The organism is Pirellulales bacterium, assembly GCA_035546535.1.
Classification (GTDB): Bacteria; Planctomycetota; Planctomycetia; order Pirellulales; family JACPPG01; genus JACPPG01.
In genome coordinates this window covers 103,666-122,469 of sequence record DASZWQ010000185.1, presented here as the reverse complement: position 1 = coordinate 122,469, position 18,804 = coordinate 103,666, and the positions used below count along the sequence as shown (strand labels likewise).

Annotated in this window: 12 protein-coding genes; 8 read left to right on the top strand and 4 right to left on the bottom strand. The window is 63.6% G+C overall.

Features of this window, described 5'->3' with window-relative positions; genetic code table 11:
* From VHD36_21885 to VHD36_21875, 3 genes are all read right to left on the bottom strand, one after another.
* The coding region (locus VHD36_21885; GenBank protein ID HVU89998.1) for an IMP dehydrogenase at window positions 1-600 on the bottom strand (600 nt) is incomplete at its 3' end.
* 262 nt (window positions 601-862) lie between these two features.
* Window positions 863-1,540, bottom strand: a complete 678-nt coding sequence (locus VHD36_21880) for a hypothetical protein (GenBank protein HVU89997.1) — start codon at window positions 1,538-1,540, stop codon at window positions 863-865.
* Between the two features lie 124 nt (window positions 1,541-1,664).
* Window positions 1,665-2,759: a Gfo/Idh/MocA family oxidoreductase gene (locus VHD36_21875; protein ID HVU89996.1), complete on the bottom strand. Its 1,095-nt coding sequence runs from the start codon at window positions 2,757-2,759 to the stop codon at window positions 1,665-1,667.
* A gap of 314 nt (window positions 2,760-3,073) precedes the next feature.
* Here VHD36_21875 and VHD36_21870 point away from each other — a divergent pair, with 314 nt between their 5' ends.
* The 6 genes from VHD36_21870 to VHD36_21845 all read left to right on the top strand — a co-directional run bounded on the left by VHD36_21870 (window position 3,074) and on the right by VHD36_21845 (window position 15,329).
* Complete coding sequence (locus tag VHD36_21870) at window positions 3,074-4,744, top strand: SpoIIE family protein phosphatase (GenBank protein HVU89995.1); 1,671 nt, start codon at window positions 3,074-3,076, stop codon at window positions 4,742-4,744.
* A gap of 212 nt (window positions 4,745-4,956) precedes the next feature.
* On the top strand, window positions 4,957-6,639 hold the full coding sequence (locus VHD36_21865) for a hypothetical protein (GenBank protein ID HVU89994.1): 1,683 nt from the start codon (window positions 4,957-4,959) through the stop codon (window positions 6,637-6,639).
* Window positions 6,640-6,642: 3 nt separating this feature from the next.
* Complete coding sequence (locus tag VHD36_21860) at window positions 6,643-7,569, top strand: hypothetical protein (GenBank protein HVU89993.1); 927 nt, start codon at window positions 6,643-6,645, stop codon at window positions 7,567-7,569.
* A 285-nt stretch (window positions 7,570-7,854) separates the two neighbouring features.
* Complete coding sequence (locus VHD36_21855; protein HVU89992.1) at window positions 7,855-11,469, top strand: PQQ-binding-like beta-propeller repeat protein; 3,615 nt, start codon at window positions 7,855-7,857, stop codon at window positions 11,467-11,469.
* Between the two features lie 27 nt (window positions 11,470-11,496).
* Window positions 11,497-13,866, top strand: a complete 2,370-nt coding sequence (locus VHD36_21850) for an ABC transporter substrate-binding protein (protein ID HVU89991.1) — start codon at window positions 11,497-11,499, stop codon at window positions 13,864-13,866.
* On the top strand, window positions 13,863-15,329 hold the full coding sequence (locus VHD36_21845) for a hypothetical protein (protein ID HVU89990.1): 1,467 nt from the start codon (window positions 13,863-13,865) through the stop codon (window positions 15,327-15,329). Before VHD36_21850 ends, VHD36_21845 begins: the two co-directional genes overlap by 4 nt.
* An 8-nt stretch (window positions 15,330-15,337) precedes the next feature.
* Here VHD36_21845 and VHD36_21840 read toward each other — a convergent pair whose 3' ends face one another.
* A complete protein-coding gene (locus VHD36_21840; protein ID HVU89989.1) occupies window positions 15,338-16,705 on the bottom strand; it encodes a serine/threonine-protein kinase in 1,368 nt (455 codons plus the stop codon).
* Window positions 16,706-17,034: 329 nt separating this feature from the next.
* On the opposite strand from VHD36_21840, the gene VHD36_21835 reads away from it, so the two are divergent.
* Window positions 17,035-17,544 carry a hypothetical protein gene (locus VHD36_21835; GenBank protein HVU89988.1) on the top strand — a complete coding sequence of 170 codons (510 nt, stop codon included), beginning with the start codon at window positions 17,035-17,037 and terminating at the stop codon, window positions 17,542-17,544.
* A 94-nt stretch (window positions 17,545-17,638) separates the two neighbouring features.
* Complete coding sequence (locus tag VHD36_21830; protein HVU89987.1) at window positions 17,639-18,721, top strand: Mrp/NBP35 family ATP-binding protein; 1,083 nt, start codon at window positions 17,639-17,641, stop codon at window positions 18,719-18,721.
* Window positions 18,722-18,804: the final 83 nt, after the last annotated feature.

Genomic DNA, 18,804 nt, shown 5'->3' with positions numbered 1-18,804 from the left:
ATCTTTGATCGTAATCAGCCCGGTCAGTCTGTTATTTTCGTCAACCAGCAGAAGTTTCTCGACCTTATTTGCCATCAGGATCTTTTCAGCTTCCTCAAGCGATACATTTCCCGTGGCCGTCACGAGGTGCTCACGCGTCATCACTTCCGCGATGCGGATGTCGCTAGCTTCGAGAAACCGCAGATCGCGCCGCGTCAGAATGCCCGCCAGCCGGCCCGAAGGCTCGGTGATCGGCAAGCCCGACACGTTATGCTGGGCCATGATCTCGCGCGCTTTGCCGACGGTAGCATCGGGAGGAAGCGTAACGGGGTCGAAGATGATGCCGTTGGCGCTGCGCTTGACCTTGTCGACTTCCTTGGTCTGGTCGTCGATCGACATGTTCTTGTGAATGACCCCCAGCCCGCCCTCTTGGGCCAGGGCGATGGCCATGTCACTTTCGGTGACCGTGTCCATCGGCGAGGAGAGCAAGGGGATGTTGAGCTTGATGCGCCGCGTGAGCCGGGTCGAGACGTCGCATTCGCCGGGAATGACTTCGCTAAAGCGCGGCTCCAGCAAGACGTCGTCGAACGTGATCCCCTCGTATTGCAACTTGTCTCGCATGCGGCACCTCCGGTTGACTCTGTAGACACGGCGGCGAACGGTCGCGTGGGCGTTCCGCGGCGCGAACGAGAGCGCGGGTGCGAGAAGGCGGCCCCCGGCATCGCTCGGGCCTGCGGCTGTAGCCCCGCATTATGGCGCTTCGACGTGGATTCGCCTAGGGGCCGGCGCCGCCCGCGACGCTCGGATCAGTCAAAACCGGTCCGGAAATCAGACATCAAGCCGATTTCTTCGCCGTAAACCGCTGACGGCTTGAGAACGCGACTTAGCGACGGCCCAGCCGCAGCATCTCATGCCCGCCGCGCTGGAATTCGTAGGCCACCCGGCAGATCTCGACCTGGTAGCCGCGTGCAACGAGATAGTCGGTCACCGTCTGAACGTGTGCGCTTGCGCGACCATTCAGATCCAAGAGGGGAAAGACTCGCACCTCGCCTGCGACTCGCAGCATCTCCACGATCGACCGGCGATGAAAATCGGCATCAAAGTGCGAGGAGTACAGGAACAGAAAATGCGACGAGAGCGCGATTTCGAAGGCACGATCGGCAAACGGCAACCGCGGTAGCGCCGCAGCCACGTACCGGCCTTCGGCCTCGCCACTTTCATAATCCGCCAGAAACCGGCTCATGGCCGCCAGGCGGTATTCCACCAGGTGGTCAGGATCGCGAAAAAAGTCCCAGCGAAAGCGGTCCGGCTGCTGTTTGACTTGCGCGATCATTGCCGGGTAGCACTCGTACACGCGTGCTTCGATCTGCGGTCCGGTGAAGGCATAGATGGGATCGCACGATGTGACAGCGTGACCCAGCGCTGTCCCTTCGGCATTGAAGCTGGCCGGCCCATCGCCACACCCAAGAATCCGCCGCGAGAGATCCGTGTCCGACAGGTCGAACATCGCCCGATATTCATCGAGCGATCGACCCCAGGGAATGACGTCGGCGAGTTGCATCAAGGTTTTCGAGGCGCGAGCTTCTTCTAGGGTGCCCTATGGGCACCAATGATTCAGCACGGCTCTCATCTGCCTCATGGAGCAGCGACAGAATGGTGTGCGCGGCACACCCTACGAGATCTGCCTACTTCCGCCACAAATCGATCGGCCGCTTCGCGTCTGTCTTGAACGGCAACGAGATTTTCTTTCCCGTGCCGGCCGAGGCGTACGCCGCCATGATGATTTCCAGCGTCGCCCGACCATCCTCGCCGGTGACGATCGGTTGCTTGTCGTCGCGCACACACTCGACGAAGTGGGCCATCTCTTGCGGGAAGCCGTAATTCCAGTTTTCTTCGTAGATCGTGAAACTCCAGCCCGAAGTCTGGCTGGCCTTTTCGACAGCATAGTCGTAGCCGCGTTCGGAATAAGTGTGAATCGAGTTGCCACGCAGCAAGTCGGCATAGGCGTGTCCCTGCGAGCCATACACCTCGGCGCGGTCGTCCATGCCGCCCAGCTTGGCCCAGCTTTCTTCAGCCATGCCGACGCAGCCGTTGTCGAATTCGACGATGATCAACGATTCGTCGTCGGCGCGCGTCTTGTCGCCGTGCAGGTAGGTGCCCATCTGTGCGTAGACACTCGTGGCGCGCGGGCGGTTCGCGCAGTCGGGGCCGGAGAGCAGCCAACGAAAAAATTCCACGGCATGACAGCCCATGTCGAGCGCCACGCCGCCGCCGCTGTGCTTCGTATCGTAAAACCAGGCGGCGTGCGGGCCGCTGTGCTTTTCCATCTGCTTGACCAGGTGCGGCTTGCCAAGCGCGCCCGAATCAACCAGTTGCTTGAGCCGCGTGTACTTGGGCGCAAAGCACAGCTCTTCGGCGTACATCAGCTTGACGTTCGCCCGACGGCAGGCCTCGATCATCTGGTCGCATTCGGCCAGGTTCATGGCCATCGGCTTTTCCAGCACCACGTGCTTGCCGGCCTGGGCCGCCGCCACCACGGCGTCGCAATGCAAATAATTCGGCAGCCCTAGCACCACCAGTTGGATCTCGGGCCGCTCGTACATCTCGCGATAGTCGACGAACCAGCGCGGGATGCCGCGCTTCTCGGCGAACGTGCGGACGTGTTCGATCGTCGGCGACGCGACCGCCAGCACCTCGGCGTCAGGCACTTGCCTTAGCGCTTCATAGTGCTGCGTGGTGATAAATTGGCTGCCGACAAGGCCGACACCGATCTTGGGCATCTTGGTATCCAGAGAAGTGGCTACGTCCTCACCGGGCCGCGGCGATCGGCGGGATCGACGTCGATTTCCGGGCCAGTCTCACCGCGTGCCGCGCGATCGTCAAGCGACAGAATGACCTGCAGCGTTTCGCATTGCTGGCATCGCATGTCGCCAACGACGCGGAATTTCCGGCCCGTTGACGCCCCCGGCGGGCGAGCCGTAGAATCGCGGACAACTGTCCCGATGGGGAATGATTCCGGCCGATTTGTGCGCTCGATGGTGCAACGCGTCGACCGGACACGGGACCACTTGTCGCCTCTGGCCGCTTGCCCACCATGGCCTCACTACAAGTCCTCAAGGGGATGACACCCGGCCTGCAGTTTCCCCTCGAAGGGGACCGGGCGATTCTTGGCCGTCACCCCGATTGCGACATTGTGCTCGACGTGGGCGCCGTCAGCCGGCAGCACGCCCAGATTCTGCAGATTGAATCCGACTTCTACGTCGAAGACTTGAAAAGCCGCAACGGCACGTTCGTCAACGGGCAGCAGATTCGCGATCGGCAGCGGCTCGAAGACAACGACCGCATCAAGATTTGCGATCTTCTATTCACGTTCCATCGCGGCCAGCGCCCAGGTCCCCCCGGGGGTGTCGATCCGGCCGTGGCCGAGGTCGTGGACGACGCCGGCACGTCGGGCTCGACCGTGATGACCAAGCTCGAGATGGCCAAGGCGCGCGAGTCGCAACGTTTCTCGGTCAATGCCGAGGCCAAGCTCAAGGCGCTGATCGAGATCAACAACAACCTGGGCTCGGCCATCTCGGTCGACCAGGTGCTGCCAAAAGTCCTCGATAGCCTGTTCAAGGTGTTCTTGCAGGCTGACCGCGGGTTTATCGTGCTGCAGGATCGTGAGAACGGACCGCTCATTCCCAAGGCCGTAAAGCACCGCCGTGCCGGAGATGAAGAAACGATCCGCATCAGCCGTACGATCGTCAGCCAGGTGATGCAAAGCAAAGAGGCCATTCTCTCGGCCGACGCGGCCAGCGACGAGCGCTTCGATTCCAGCCAGAGCATCACCGAGTTTCGCATTCGCTCGATGATGTGCGCGCCGTTGGTCGACAGCACGGGACGCGCCTTGGGCGCGATTCAGATCGATACGCTCGATCAGCGCAGCCGCTTTCAGACCGACGACTTGGAAGTGCTGGCGAGCGTGGCCAGCCAGGCAGCCTTTTCCCTGGAAAACGCCCAGCTGCACGAAGCGGCCATGCGTCAGCAGCAGTTGGAATACGATCTGCAGCTGGCGCACAAGGTGCAGCAAGGCTTCCTGCCTAGCTCGCCGCCGCGCGTTGACGGTTATGATTTCTTCGATTTCTACGAGCCGGCCAACCAGGTGGGCGGCGATTACTTCGACTACGTACACCTTCCCGGCGGCCGGCTGGCCCTGATCCTGGCCGACGTATCGGGTAAAGGCATTTCGGCCGCGCTACTGACCGCCAAATTGTCGAGCGAGGCCCGCTATTGCCTGGCCAGCGAAGAGACGCCTGCGGCTGCCCTCAGTCGCTTGAATGCCGCATTCAGCGCCAGCGGTTGGGAAGACCGCTTTGTCACGATCGTGGTGGCTGTGCTCGATCCGGAAAAGAACCAGGTGTGGCTGGTCAACGGCGGCCACATGGCGCCGTACCTGCGCACCGCCGACGGCAAAATCGAAGAGGTCGGCGCTGATGCCGCGGGCGTACCGATCGGCGTGGATCATGAGTACCGATACGACCAGTTCTCGCTCACTTTGAAGCCGGGCGAATCGCTGACCTTGTTCACCGATGGCTTCAGCGAGGCAATGAACGCCAAAAACGAGCTCTACGGTCTCTCCCGGCTCCGCGAGCGCCTGGCGGCTCCGGCCAAGGGAGTGCAGCAATTGGGCGCACTGCTGCTGGCGGATGTGAAAACGTTCGTCGGCCAGCACTCGCAAAGCGACGATATGTGCCTGCTTTGCTTCGGCCGGCAAAAAACGTGATTTTCCCCGCGCATGGCTTCGTCGCGCCGCAAAAACCGGTCGCCAGCCGTGCGCCAACGCCCCGGTTTCTTGACACTCGTCTTCGACGGGGGCTAGGATCGAAAAGGCGGCAGCATTCTCTTTTGTGATTTTCTCCGTGGCAGTTCAGCGCAAAGGGACGTGGCCCTACGCCGGCCGCTTTTACGCACGAGAGGCTCGTGGTGTGTAAACCGATGGCGAGCAACGTCGCGGGGCTCGCTTGCATATTCTTTCGGCAAGCGTTTCCGGCGGCCGTGCCGCGCGCGCGGCCAAGATTCGACTATCGCTTCACGCCGGTCGTGGTGGCACTCATCATGGCCACGGGGACAGCGCCGCAACGCGCTCGGGCCGATTTCACGCCCAAGTCTCCCAAGGTGCAGGAGCTGGTCGCCAAGGGAGTGAAGGTTCTGGAGACGACGAAGGACCCGCGTCTCGGCGCCGAGGCGCTCGCGGCACTCACGATCCTGAAGGCCGACGTGGGACCAAGTAATTCCGTCGTCCAAAACGCCCTCGCCTCGGTCCGCAAAATCCTGGGCGACAAGGGCGCCCTGCAAGCGCAGGACGTCTACACCATCGGGCTGTGCGTGATTTTTCTCGTGGAACTCGATCCCGTCGCTTACAAGGCCGAGATCCAGGGTTACCTCGACCATCTCCTGTCCCTTCAAAAACGGATGGGAGCCTGGGGCTATCCGAATCGGGATACCGGCGATACCTCGATGACGCAATATGGCGTACTGGCTATGTGGGAGGCCGAGCATGCCGGATTCAAAGTCCCGCTCGAAGCCTGGGAAAAAGTCGCCAACTGGTTGCTCCGCACGCAGGATCCCACCGGCGCCTGGGGTTATCAGGGTAATGATCCAGGCACCATGAACAAACTGGTGCAGCAGAACGAGATTCGCCACAGCATGGTCAGCGCCGGACTGGGTAGCCTGTATATCTGTGCGGACCGATTCCAATACCGCCGCGGCGTCTACGATCCGAATGCCGGCCTGCCGGCGGCGCTTCAGCGCGTTCGCAAGCCCCCGACCCAGCAGGCGCCCAAGGCCGTGGCCACGCGGGTCGATCTGGCGCGGCTGGGCCAGGCGCTCGACGCGGGGGACGCCTGGATGCGCGACAACTACAAGATCGATCCCCTGCAATATCAGCACTATTTCATGTACGCCTTCGAGCGCTACCAGAGCTTCCGCGAGCTTTCGGCCACGAGCCCTTTTCAGCCGAGCCATTGGTACGACGACGGCGTCTACTTGCTGGAGAAGAACCAAGGTGCGAATGGCGGCTGGACCGGCCAGACCGGCGAACCGACCGATACCGCCTTCGCCATGCTCTTTCTGCTGCGCTCCAGCAAGAAGAGTATCGAAAAGGCCCATCACCTAGGGCCGGGAACACTGATCACCGGTCGCGGACTTCCCGAAGGGAACGATGTCGAGCTGCGCATGGGGCAAGTGCGTCCCAAGCCCTTGTCGGGACCGGCCGAGCAGTTGCTGGCGGCGATCGATGATCCAGGCCATCCCGATTATTTGCGCGCCGTGGAAGGGCTGGACGAAAAGGTCGAAAAGGCGCCGCCGGCCGAACTCGGCAAGCTGGCCACGAAACTGCGCGCTCTGGCCGACGGCGATTCCCCGGGCGCACGGGCGGCCGCGATTCATACGCTGGGCATTGCTCGCGATATCGACAGCGTGCCGATCATCATCGCGGCTTTGCGGGACCCGGATGATGACGTGTTCATCGCGGCCGAAGAGGCGCTGAAATTCATGAGCCGCACGATCAGTGATCCGAGCGAGAACGAAAGCATCACGCCCGCCCGTCGCGCGAGCGCCGTGCGGAAATGGCGCAACTGGTTCTTGTCAATTCGACCGAACGCCAACCTGGACGATTAGTTGATGTCGCCGGCCACGACCGAACGCCTACGCAAGCCGCGCAAAGAGGTGCACGTCGCCGCCTCGTCGCTGACGGTGTCGGCGTACGATCGCGTGGCCAGCATGATCATCGCGCTGTTGGTGCTGGTCGGGGCGGCGGTACTGTGCCTGCTCGTTGGCTGGCTGTCGAGCGGCATCTTTCGTTTCGAGAAGGCCGTGCCGGTAAAGATGGAAGAGCTCGCCAGCGGCGGCGGCTACGAAAATGGCGTCGGAACCGAGGGGCAGCACATCGAGGCCCCCACCGAAAGTGACATCGCCGCGGAAAGCGACATCATGGAAGAAGCGCCGACCGACACGCTTTCGGCCGTGGTCGATGCATCGGCTTCCGCTGATGGAGCACTCGACCGTTTCGATATGCAATTCGCCCGCGGCGAGGGCGTGCGCACCGGTGGCCGCTCGGAAGGGACCGGCAATCACCCGGCGCTGGGGCGAGGCGGCGGCTTCGGCGGTGGCGTCGCCCGACGTACCGACTGGGAGGTCCGCTTCCCGCCGGGCAATACGGTGGAAACTTATGCGAAGCAACTCGACTTTTTCGGTATCGAGCTGGGCGTCTTTGGCTCGGCCAACGACATCACGTACATCTACAAGCTCACGCAACCCAAGCCGGCGACGCGCACCGGCCCCCGTTCCGCCGAGAGCCGCAAATACATGACCTGGAGCCGCGGCGATTTGGACCAGGCCGACCAGGAGCTGTTGCGGGCCGCGGGCATCCCCAATCCGACGGGACGCATGATCTTCAAGTTCCTGCCACCAGCCATCGAGACGCAACTGACCACTCTGGAACGGCAATTCAAGAATCGCCCGGCCAAGGATATCCGCCGCACTCGGTTCGGCGTGAAGCCCGAGGGAAACGGGTTTGCCTTCTACGTCATGGATCAGACGTATTATTGAATCGCGGGCCTTGCGTGAACGGGGTCGGGCAGGCGACCCTTTGCCGCAGCTGGATTTACGAGCCTGGCGAAGTCGTTCTTTCCCGCCAAACCCCACCTTCCTTTGTTTGTTTGATGGGGGGTCAGTTGGTAGGCTGGAACCAGGCGTGTTTTCGGCTCGTTTCAGCGTGACCCGCCTGCCAGACCTGCTGGGCTTTCGGAACAGTTCCCGGCATTTCCACAGAGCCATCGCGTAGCAGTAATCGCCCGCGCGACGGCGCCGTCGATCCGATCATCGATCTGAATAATGACCAGCGAATCGTTGCTCGAAACCCTGGGACGCAGCGGCCTGATCGCCGACGACGTGCTAACAGCCCTGCGGCGCCAGGTAGCCGCTGCGGGCGCAAGGCTCGACGCACCGTCGATCGTGCGACAGCTTATCGAAGCTGGGCACCTCACCAAGGCCCAGGGCGAGCGGTTATTGGGCGCGCCTGCGGCGCGGCCACATCACGCCACGATCGAGGTCGAACCGGACGACGAGTTGGAAGTTCTCGATGACGACGATCAGGTAACTCGTGGCAACCTGACGGTCGAGAAGCGGGTGCCCGACGACCTCGAGGTGCTTCCCGACGACGACGACCTGCTACCACCACCTCCTCCACCCGCGCGCAAGTCGCCCGCTCCAGCCCCGGCAAAGCCTGCCCCGCCGCCGAGCATCAGTCAGAAGGAGACGCGTGCCGCGGACAACGACGACCTGGGATTGGCGCCGCTGGACGACGATCCGCTCTTGTCGTCCCCGCTGCGGAAACCCGGGAAGCAGGGATCGCCGGCTTCGGGCAAGTCGCCCGATCCGTTGGCCCCCGGCAAACCGGCCAAGCGCAAGCGCCGCATGTGGCGCAACGAAGTGGCGCCCGCCGCCCCTGAATTGGCCAACCAGGTCGATGATTTGTTGGGCGGCGGCAAGGGGAGCGAGTCGCTGGTCGCGGCCGCCGAAGGGCGCCGCAACCGGGCACCGGTCCCGCGCGGCCCGCGGAATGTTTGGGATTCGCCGCTGCTGTTGATCGGCGGAGGCTCGTTGATCGGGTTACTGATCCTGGGCGCCGTATTGCTCTTCGTCACGCGCCGGCAGACGGGCGACCAGGCCTTCGACGTGGCCGAAGAAGCCTATAAGTCAGGCTCCTATTCCACGGCCATCGGCGCTTTCGACCAGTACCTGCTGAAGTATCCCAAGCACGGCTCGGCGAGCACCGCGCGAGTGCATCGCGGTCTGTGCGAAATGCGCGCTGCATCGGAAAGCACCCGCGACTGGACGAAAGTGCTGGATACGGCCAAAACGACGCTGAATCAGATTTCGCCCGAACTCGAATTTCCCACGGCCCAGGCCGACCTGGCGTCGATCCTGCCCGCGATCGCCGCGGGGCTGGCGGCGCAAGCGCGCGAAAAGCCTTCGGCCGAGCTCGTCGCGCAAGCCAAGGAGGCGGTCGCGCTGGTCGACAAGTTCGTGCCCGTAACGCTGCAGCCGACGGAACAATTGCGCGAGATTTCGGCGTCGCTGGCGCTAACGACCCGCAACCTCGAGCGCGACAAATCGCTCGACGCCGCCGTGTCCGAAATGCGTGCCGCCGCACAGTCCGGAAAGCTGCTCGACGTCTACGCCATTCGCCACAAACTGCTGCAAACATATCCCGAGCTGGCTGATACGCCGAAGTTGATGGAAGAGATGGTCGCGGCCGCCGAGAACGAACGCGCGGCCGTGAAATTCGTCGCCGAAGATCGCGCCGCCGAAACTACCGATGCCACCCCAGCGACGCTCGCCTCGGTCGCGCTGACGGCGACGACGGGCAAGCCCGCGCCGCTCGAAGACGGCGACCTGGCGCCGGTCCTCGACTCGGGCTCGGCCTACGGGCTCGACGCACGTACCGGACGGCCGCGCTGGCGCCGCTTTGTCGGTTACGACACCGACTTCGTTCCGCAAGTCGTCAAAACGTCTGCCGGCCGCGCGGCGCTATTATTCGATGCCGTGCAGCAATCGGTCGTGCTCATCGATGCAACGACCGGTAAGCTTCGCTGGCGGCAGCCGATCGACGACGCGCCTGCCGCGTCTCCCAAAGTCGTCCGAGACCGCGTGCTCATCGGCTCGCATTCGGGCAAGCTGCGGTTCATCAATCTGGAAACCGGTCAACTGAGCGGCTTTGTGCAGATACCGCAGCCGCTGCGCGTGCCACCCGTCGTGGATTTGCGCGAACGCCTGTACTACCAGGTGGCCGAGCAAGCGAACCTCTACGTGTTGGGCGCCGACGGGGGCGAATGCCGTGAGGTCTTCTATCTTGGGCATGAGCCGGAAAGCATCGCCGCGCCCCCTGTGCTCGTGGAACGTTACCTGATCCTGGTCGTAAACCGCGGCGCCGAGGATTCGGCGCTGCGCATCTTGTTGGCCGACGAAGACGGCCTGCACATCAAAGCTGTCGAACAAGCGCCGCTACGAGGCCACGTGTTTTCGCCCCCCGTCGTCAGCGGTCGGGCGCTCTTGGTGGGCACGGATCGTGGCGCGCTGTATTCCTTCGAGCTGGGTCCGCCCGACAGCGGTCGCATCCTCACCAAGCTGGCCGAGAAGCCGGCCGACGATAAGGAACCGATTGTGCCGTTTCTGGCGGCGCGCGGCGCCGAGCTATGGCTGGGTGGCTATGGTGTCACGCGCTACGACGTCCAGGCCTCGCGCGGGGCGCTGGCACCGAAATGGATCAACGATGACCAGTCCGTCGTCCTGCACGCACCTTTGGTGATGGGAGCGGCCTTGGTCTATGCAACGCGCGGATCGAGCTCTCCCGGCGCGGTGGCCAACGCCATCAACGGCACCGACGGGAGTCGTTTCTGGGAGACGCGCCTGGGCGTACCGCTCGCCGGGCCGCCGATCGTGGCGGCGGAAGCCAGCAAGGCCATTGCCATGACCTCGGCGGGCGCTTTGTTCGAAGTGCCTGCCGCCGGCATGGCCAGCCGCAAGCTGATGGATGCGCCCGTGGCCGGTAGTGGCGAGAAGATCTCGCTCGCGACGGATCAACAGCTTGTCGAGCTCGACGACGGCCGCTGTGTATTCTCGCCGCGACGGGCAAATGCCACGGCGGGAATCGCGGAGCTCCTGATCTACGATCCAAAGTCCGCCGACAACAAGCTGCGCCGCGCGAAATTGCCCCAGCCGGCCGCCGCCAGACCTGTCAGCTACGCCGGCGGATTGCTCGTGCCCACCAAGATCGGCCAGGTTGCGCTGATCGATCCCGACACGGGACGGCAGTTGATCGAGCCCTTTCAACCCGTGGTCGAGGTCGGACGCGACATCGCCTGGACCGATCCGACGGTCTACGGCGACAAACAAGTGTTGATCTCCGATGGACAAACGAAGCTTTACCGGTTGGCGACGGCCGACGCGCCGCGCGCGCACTTGGAAGCCGCCGCGACGCTCGACCTGGCGACGCCGCTCGTGACCGCGGCCGCCGTGGCCGGAGATTTCGCATATGCGGTCGATGCCGGCAATCGCTTGCTGTCGTTTCGCTTGCCCGATCTGAAACCGGGCGATGACTGGCCGCTCGATGCGCGCGCCGTGTGGGGACCGCAGCGCGTGGGGGACCAGGTGCTCGTCGCCTCGATGTCGGGGCAGCTCGCCTGTGCCGATGCCACGGGCAAGCTGTTGTGGCAGGCCGCGCTCGGTCCGGAAAACATCATCGTTGGCAGCCCACTTGTTTCGCGCGGCGCCATCGTGGCCTGCGCGAGTTCGGGCACGATCTATCGTTTGGCGCCAGACAGCGGCAATGTGCTTTCGCAGACGGCGCTCGGACAGCCGCTGGCGCTGGGTCCGGTCTTGTGGCATGAGCGGCTGTTGTGCGCCGGTAGCGACGGCACGTTGCACGTCGTGGCCGAGCCCAAGTAGCCGATGCATCGCTGGGAAAGGTTTGGCTTGAAGCGCTGCGCACGACAAGCCGATGGGAAGTCGCACGTCACGATCCGCACGTGGCTCGTGCTGTTGTGCGCGCTTGTCACGGCGTGGTGCGCGCCTGCGACCGGCGCACTCGCCAAGGATGAAGAAGAAAAACCAACCGCCCCGCCCGCCCGGTTTTACGAGCAAGAACCGTACGATGTCATCGTTCTCGACGATTCGACGAGAACGCGACTGAAAGTGCTGCCGCTGGAACTGCCGGGCGGAAAGGTCCCTGCCGCGCCCAAGCCGACTGACAAGCTGCGAATCCGCCGCTTCGACGATCCGGACGAGGAATACGACATCCAGTGGCAGGACATCGTCGAGGTGAAGCTGTTCGACCAGGCCGTATTGGACGAGGCCAAGAAGCTTGTCGCGGCTGGGAAGTTCAACGAAGCCTTCGATTACTTCGGCTTCCTGCGGCACGAATATCCGAAGTGCGTTGGCTTGGACGACGCGGTCGCCGACTTTCTGTACGCGGAAGCCGGCGATTGGCAGCGCAAACGCAAGTACGAAAACGCGCTCGTCCTGTTGCACTCGCTGTACGAGCGTCAGCCTCAACGGCCAGGCCTCGAAAAAGCGATGGCAAGTGCCACTGGCAAGCTGCTGGAAAAGTATTTTGCCGAAGAGGACTACTCGTCGGTACGCAAACTGGTGCGCGCACTGCGCAAACAGTTTCCCTCGGGCACGGCCGCCGCCGGTTTCGAGGCGCAGATGAACGAGCGCGCCGTCAAAGTCGTCAACGAAGGGCGCGTGGCGCTCGACGCCGGCGATGCCCAACAGGGACTGGCGCTTGCGCGGCATGCGATGGCCATCTGGCCCAAGGCCGACGGCGCGAAGCAATTGGCCGAAGAGGCGTTTGCCGCATTCCCACACGTCGTCGTGGCCGTCACCACCCCTTATTCGCAACAACTTACCGAGCCCATCACCGATTGGTCGGTCCGCCGTACGCAACGCATTCTGCAGCGCGACTTGTTCGAGTTCACCGGTTACGGAGCCGACGGCGGCGAGTACGTTTGCCCGCTGGGAAGTTGGGAGATCACGGACCTGGGCCGCGGCATGGCCATCAACGTGACGCCGGGCATCGCCTGGCTGCGCGACGGCAAATTGTCAGGCTACGACCTGGCGCGGCGGCTGCTCGAACTGGCGCAACCGGGCCGCAGCGACTTCTTGCCCGCCTGGGCCGAAGCCTGTCGTAGCGTGGAAGTGTCGGGCGTGGATCGGGTCACGGTCCATTTTCGCGAGCCGCACCTGGTTCCCGCCGCCCTGTTAACGGTCGCACCCACGAATGCCGAAAGCGGAATTCCTCCGTCGATCGTCCCCTACACGCGCCCAGAGGTTTCCGGGGACCGTTTGATGTTTCGACTCGACAAGGATTACTTCGCCCGCGGTCCCGCGCAACCGCAAGGCATCATCGAACAGCGCTTCGCGACGCGGCTCGAGGCCGTCGAGGCCTTGCGCGTGGGCGAAGTCACGATCGTCGATCGGCTGCCTCCCTGGCAAGTGGGCGCGCTCAAGTCGGCCGTCGGTATCGCGGTCGAGCCCTATAGCGTGCCCACGGTTCACTGCCTGGTGCCCAACCTGGCGCGGCCTTTCATGCGGAATCGCGGGTTCCGCCGCGCGCTGGTATACGGCATCAACCGGCCGAAGATTCTGTCCGAGCAAATTCTCAAGCGGCAGACGCTGGCCGGGTGTGAAGTCATAAGTGCCCCATTCTCAAAGGGAACCGGGCTCAGCGACCCGGCGGGCTATGCCTACGACGACGACATTCCGCCACGCCCGTACGAGCCACGCCTCGCCTTGACTTTGTCAGCGGTAGCGCTGCGCGATGTCTCGATGAATGCCGAACCCGGCAGCGAACACGTCAAGGAGTTGCCCAAGCTCGTGTTGGCTCATCCCGCCGACGATGTCGCGCGACTCGCCTGCAAGGCCATTCAGCAAGATCTGGAGATTCTCAATTTCAAGGTCGAGCTGCGCGAGATTCCCCTCGGCCAGCCGAACGAATTGGCCCCGACCGACGACCTGTTGTACGTCGAGCTGGCCGTGCAGGAACCGCTGGTCGAAGCCCGCCGGTTGTTTGGTCAGCCCGGGCTGCTCGGTAGCGCCAGCACTTACATGAGCCTTGTCCTGCGGCAGGTGGAAACGGCGACGGGTTGGAACGAAGCCCGCCAGGCGCTGCACGATTTGCATCGCCTGACGTATGACGAAGTGTCGGTCGTGCCGCTCTGGCAAATCACGGAGCACTTTGCCTACCAGAAATCGCTCGCCGGCATCACGCCGCGACCGGCCAGCTTGTACCAAGGCGTCGAAAAGTGGCAGCCCTCGGTTCCTTTGCCTGCGGAGGAACCATGAAGCGCCGCAAGGATTCGCTCACAGCCTGCCAATGGACCGGCGTGATACTGGCGGTACTGCTGACCGGCATAACTGCTTCCGCCACGGGCGCAGACACCAAGGGCACCGACAACGACGACGCGATCTGGGAACTGCTTCCCTACCAGGTGCGCGTCGTCATCGGGCCGACACCGCGAGCTTTTGCCACGGGGCATGTCGTCTCGGACCTGGCGCCGGCGGTCGCCGAACGGGCTTGGGCGATCGTCGGCGGGCGTTGGGCGTGTAAGGCCGAGATGGCTGATGGCGCTTTGCGCGAAGCCCTCAACTATCAATTCGATGACCTCACAGCCGAAAAGATCTTGCCTGCCGCCGACGGCGATTGCGACAAGATCATGCTCGTGCGTCTGTCGTTCGACGACGGCGTTTACGGCATCGCGGCCCGCGATTTTGACGTGCGCACACAGCTTCTCGGCCCCGCAGTCGAAAGTCGCGTCTTTCACGCGTCGCGGCTGCCGGACGCGATTCTCCAAGCGCTCCTGGCAGCGTTCACGCCGCTGGCCCGCGTCGAGGAAGTATCGGGCGACAAAGTGACGCTCCGACTGCGCGCGGCCGCGGTGCCGACGCGCGATCCGGCCGTGGATCCCTCGTTCGACAAGAGTATCTTTCGCCCGGTCGTGCGCGTGCGGTCCACGCGCTCGACGCGCGTCCAGCCGATCGACTGGACCTACCTGGTCACCGAATCGGTCGAGGGTTCGCGGCTGGCGACGCGGCTGGTCACCGGGCTGCGAACACCGCTCGTGAACAAGCGGCGCGGACGGGCCGAACAATTGGCCCTGTACGTTCATCCTCCCCACGGCACGACGACGTTGCAGCTGCGCACGGCCGACAAGCAGGAACGCCCATTGTCAGGCTACCAGGTCTACTCGCACCCGGTCGATTCGAAGGAGACGCTGCTTCTCGGCTCGACCGACGTGCGTGGCGACCTGGTGATCGAGCCCGGCGACGGCGGTGTACGCGTGCTGTTGGTCAAGAGCGGCGGGGTGATCATGGCACGGCTGCCAGTACTGCCCGGCCTGCAGCCGGTGGCGCTGGCGCAAGTGCCCGACGATCACTTGCGCTTGCAGGTCGAGGGCGTAATCAACGGTTTTCAAGAAGAGCTCGTCGATCAGATCGCTCGCCGGCAAGCGCTGATCTCGCGCATTCGCTCGCGATTGAAGGCGGGCAAGACGGATCAGGCGCGCGAGCTGTTGAACGAGCTGCGCCGACTGCGCTCGCAGCAAGATTTCACCCGCGAGCTCCTGGTCGAGCGCCAGCGGCGCACGTCGAACGACCCACGCACCCAGCGGCAGATCGACAAGCTGTTCGACGACACGCAAACAGTCATCAACCGCTACCTCGACGCGCGGCAAGTCGAACGTCTGGAACGCGAGGTGGGCGAGGATACCACGGCTCAAGCGGCGGCTCCCGCGCAGGATGGTACCTAGCACGCCGGCTACTGCGCGAGCATGTTGCTGATGACCACGGCGGCGATCGCCGCCACGGCGCCGACGACGGCCACGATCATCAACCAACGCAGCCAGGGAGGAAGCGTGCTCAGATCGCTGCGCGGTCGAAGCGGGTCGGGGCGCAGCATGCGGATCGTGTCCTGGTCCAGCGCCACGGCCGGTGTTGTGCCCACCGAGGTCTGGCTGGGACTCTCCACCGGTCCCGATTCCGAGATCGGCTGCATCAGAAAATTCGTCTCGGTGTCGCGCATTTGAATCGGGATCGGCCGCGCGCGTGGTGGCGGCGCCACGGGCGGAGGGAGCGGTTCCGAGGAACGAATCTCGATCGCCGCGGCATCGATATCGCCCGCCCAGGGCTGTAGCCGCTCGGCAACCTCGTCGGCCGTTTGAATGCGTTCTTCCACGCGCTTGGCCATCATGTCGGCGATAACTTCCACGAAGTCGTCTGCCAATTCGGGATTGAAGCGGCGCGGGTCGATCGGCGGCAACTGGCAGTGGGCCCGCGCCTTGTCGCGCGTGGTGCCGCCCGGGAAAGGCACCTTGCCCGTGACCGCGTAGTACAACGTGCAACCGAGCGAATAGACGTCGCTAGCGGCCGTGAGGCGGTCGGGCATCGTGATCTGTTCAGGGGACAGGTAATCGGCCGTGCCGACGATCTTGCCCCCCTTGGCGTCGGCCGGCACTTCATCGCTGAAGTAATCGGCCAGCCCCAGGTCCGATACTTTCGTGACCGCGTCGGGCGTAACCAGCAAGTTGCCCGGCTTCACGTCGCGATGAATCAGCCCGCGGCTGTGCGCGTGCGCCAGGCCGCGCGCGCCCTGCGTCACGATCACGGCGGCGGTACACATGCTGAGTTTGCTGCGGCGGCGGATCAAGCGGCGCAGGTCGGTGCCCGGTACGTATTCGGTCACCAGGAAGTAGACGTTACCGTCGTGTCCGGCGTGGTAGGCGCGGACCAGGTTCTGATGGTCGAGCTGCGCTTGAGCGCGCATTTCGCGAAAGAAACTGGCGACGGCCTCGGGCGTGCTTTTGGCGCGGGGCAGAACCTTCACGGCGACGATGCGTCCCATCATCGCATGCTCGGCCTTGAAGACCTGGCCCATACCGCCTTGGCCGATCGAGTCGATGATGTGATAGTCGCCGAGATTGAATTTCTTCTGGCCCAGGCGAAGCTGTTCGGCTTGCCAGCGATTCAGTCGATTCAACTCGACGAGCTTGTTGGCGAGCTGCTCGTCGGACGGTTCGCCGGGCATGGCGCACGACAAGAGATCGAGCGCCTCACGCAGCTCGTCCTGCGTAAGCAGGCCGCTGGCCAGGGCCGCTTGCTGGAAGACGCTCTTGGTGTCGCTGGTCACGAGTCCCGTCGCTCAGAACGATTGATCTGCGAGCGACCCTTTTTGCCCGCGTTCCGCAGAAGTGAGTAGACGCCACGGTTCCGTAAAGTCTACGTTCATTAGTATAAGGTTTGTTCATAAACGTTGGCAGTCTTTAGCTGTAGATTTCGCAAACTCGCTAGCTGAACTGGTTTGCCAGCGAATGTTTGCCGGCTCGACGAAAACAGGCAAAGCCCCCAGGTTGCGGTTCGGGGGGGGGTGCCCGACGATCGCGAGCGCGGATAGCGAGTCGCTGGTCCCGGCGTCGATTTTCACCGCGTTCGGTTGGCGGCAAACGGCGCCGGACTATCATGGCACCGAGGACACATTCGATGCCGGCGCGCAGCAGTTTCATCATTTTCGGGCGAAGCACGGACTGGGTTGTACCCCTGCGTCTGGCCTTGGGACGGGGTCGGTCGGATCCGGCCGAACGACAAGAGAGCGACTTCGCGCGGCCGCTGGTGGCGGGCCTGGACTACCGGTTGATCGAAACGCGCACCCCCGACGATTGCCTGGCGGCCCTGGCTCGGGAGTCCCGGGCGCTCGTCGGTATCGAGCTCACTGCAGCAAATGCCGATCGGGCGTTGGCCCTGATTCGCACCGTGGCCGAGCAGTTTTCCGGGGCACGAATCGTCGTCTTGGCGGCGCGCGAGATGGCGGACCACGAAGGGCTGGCTCGCGAATTGGGAGCGGCCGGGTTCGTCACGTCGCCGCGGCACCTGGATGAGTTCCTCTTGATCGCCCGGCGGCATTGGGGCAGTTTGCCGCAGCCCGACCTAGGGGCTGCCGAAAGTGCCTGGGCTACGCTACCTTGGAAGTGAGGCACGGCGGCGACGGGATCGAACCCTTGTCCAGGTTGCCGACTCGCCGCGTCGTTCGGACCGTTGTCCTGCCCGTTCCCTGCCTGGAGCAGCCATGCCTGCCGCTTTGCCTTCTGCCGCTGACGTTCTTCGCATCCTGGCCGAATTCCAAGATCCGGAGACCGGCCGGCCCGTCACCGAGATGGACCAGGTACACGACGTGCGTGTCGATGGCAGCACCGCATCGCTGACGCTGGGGCTGACGACCTTCGCGGCCCCTTTGTGGGAAGCGTGCCGGACCGACTGCGCTGAACTGCTGCGGCGACGGCTGCCCGAGCTAACCGATGTGACAATAAAGATCGTCGAACACAATCGGCCGGCGGAAAAGCTCGGCGAAATTGGTCTCGCGGCCAAGGCCGTGATCGCTGTCGGCTCGGGCAAAGGAGGCGTCGGCAAAAGCACCATCGCTGCCTCGCTGGCCTATGGATTGAGCAAGGCCGGCGCGAAAGTCGGACTGATGGACGCCGATGTCTATGGCCCCAGCATCCCGCACCTGATCGGCGTCAACCGCCGGCCCGAAATTATCGACCAGAAGATCCAGCCGATCGAGGCCGACGGATTGAAGGTGATCTCGATGGGCTTTGTCGTGCCGCCGGGCGAGGCCGTGGTATGGCGCGGACCGATGCTGCACGGCGCCATCACGCAATTCTTGCGCGATACGGCTTGGGGCGATCTCGATTACCTGATCATCGACATGCCGCCGGGCACCGGTGATATCGCACTGACCTTGTCGCAACTGCTGCCGCTTTCCGGCGCGGTCGTGGTTTGCACGCCCCAGGACGTGGCGCTCCTGGACGCCGTGAAAGCGATCGCCATGTTTCGTAAGGTGAACATCCCGATCCTGGGCATGGTCGAGAATATGAGCTACTTCATCTGCCCCGATAATGGCAAGCGTTACGACATCTTTGGCTCGGGTGGAGCGAAGAAGAAAGCCGTCGAGCTCGATATTCCGTTCCTGGGCGAAGTACCGATCAATATCCAAATCCGCGTCCGCGGCGACGAGGGACGCATCGCCGGCAATTTCAGCGACGAGACTTGTGCGCCTTTTCTGCAGGCCCTCTATTACAACCTGACCAAGAACCTGGTGGCAGCGCGCCGCGAGCAGCCGCCACTGCCGAGCCTTTCGGTCTTGGGCTGAGCATTCGCTACCGGCCGATGATCAGTTCGGCAAAGCGTCACGTTTACGACCAATCCTGCGCGTGTCCTCATCGAAGGAGAGCG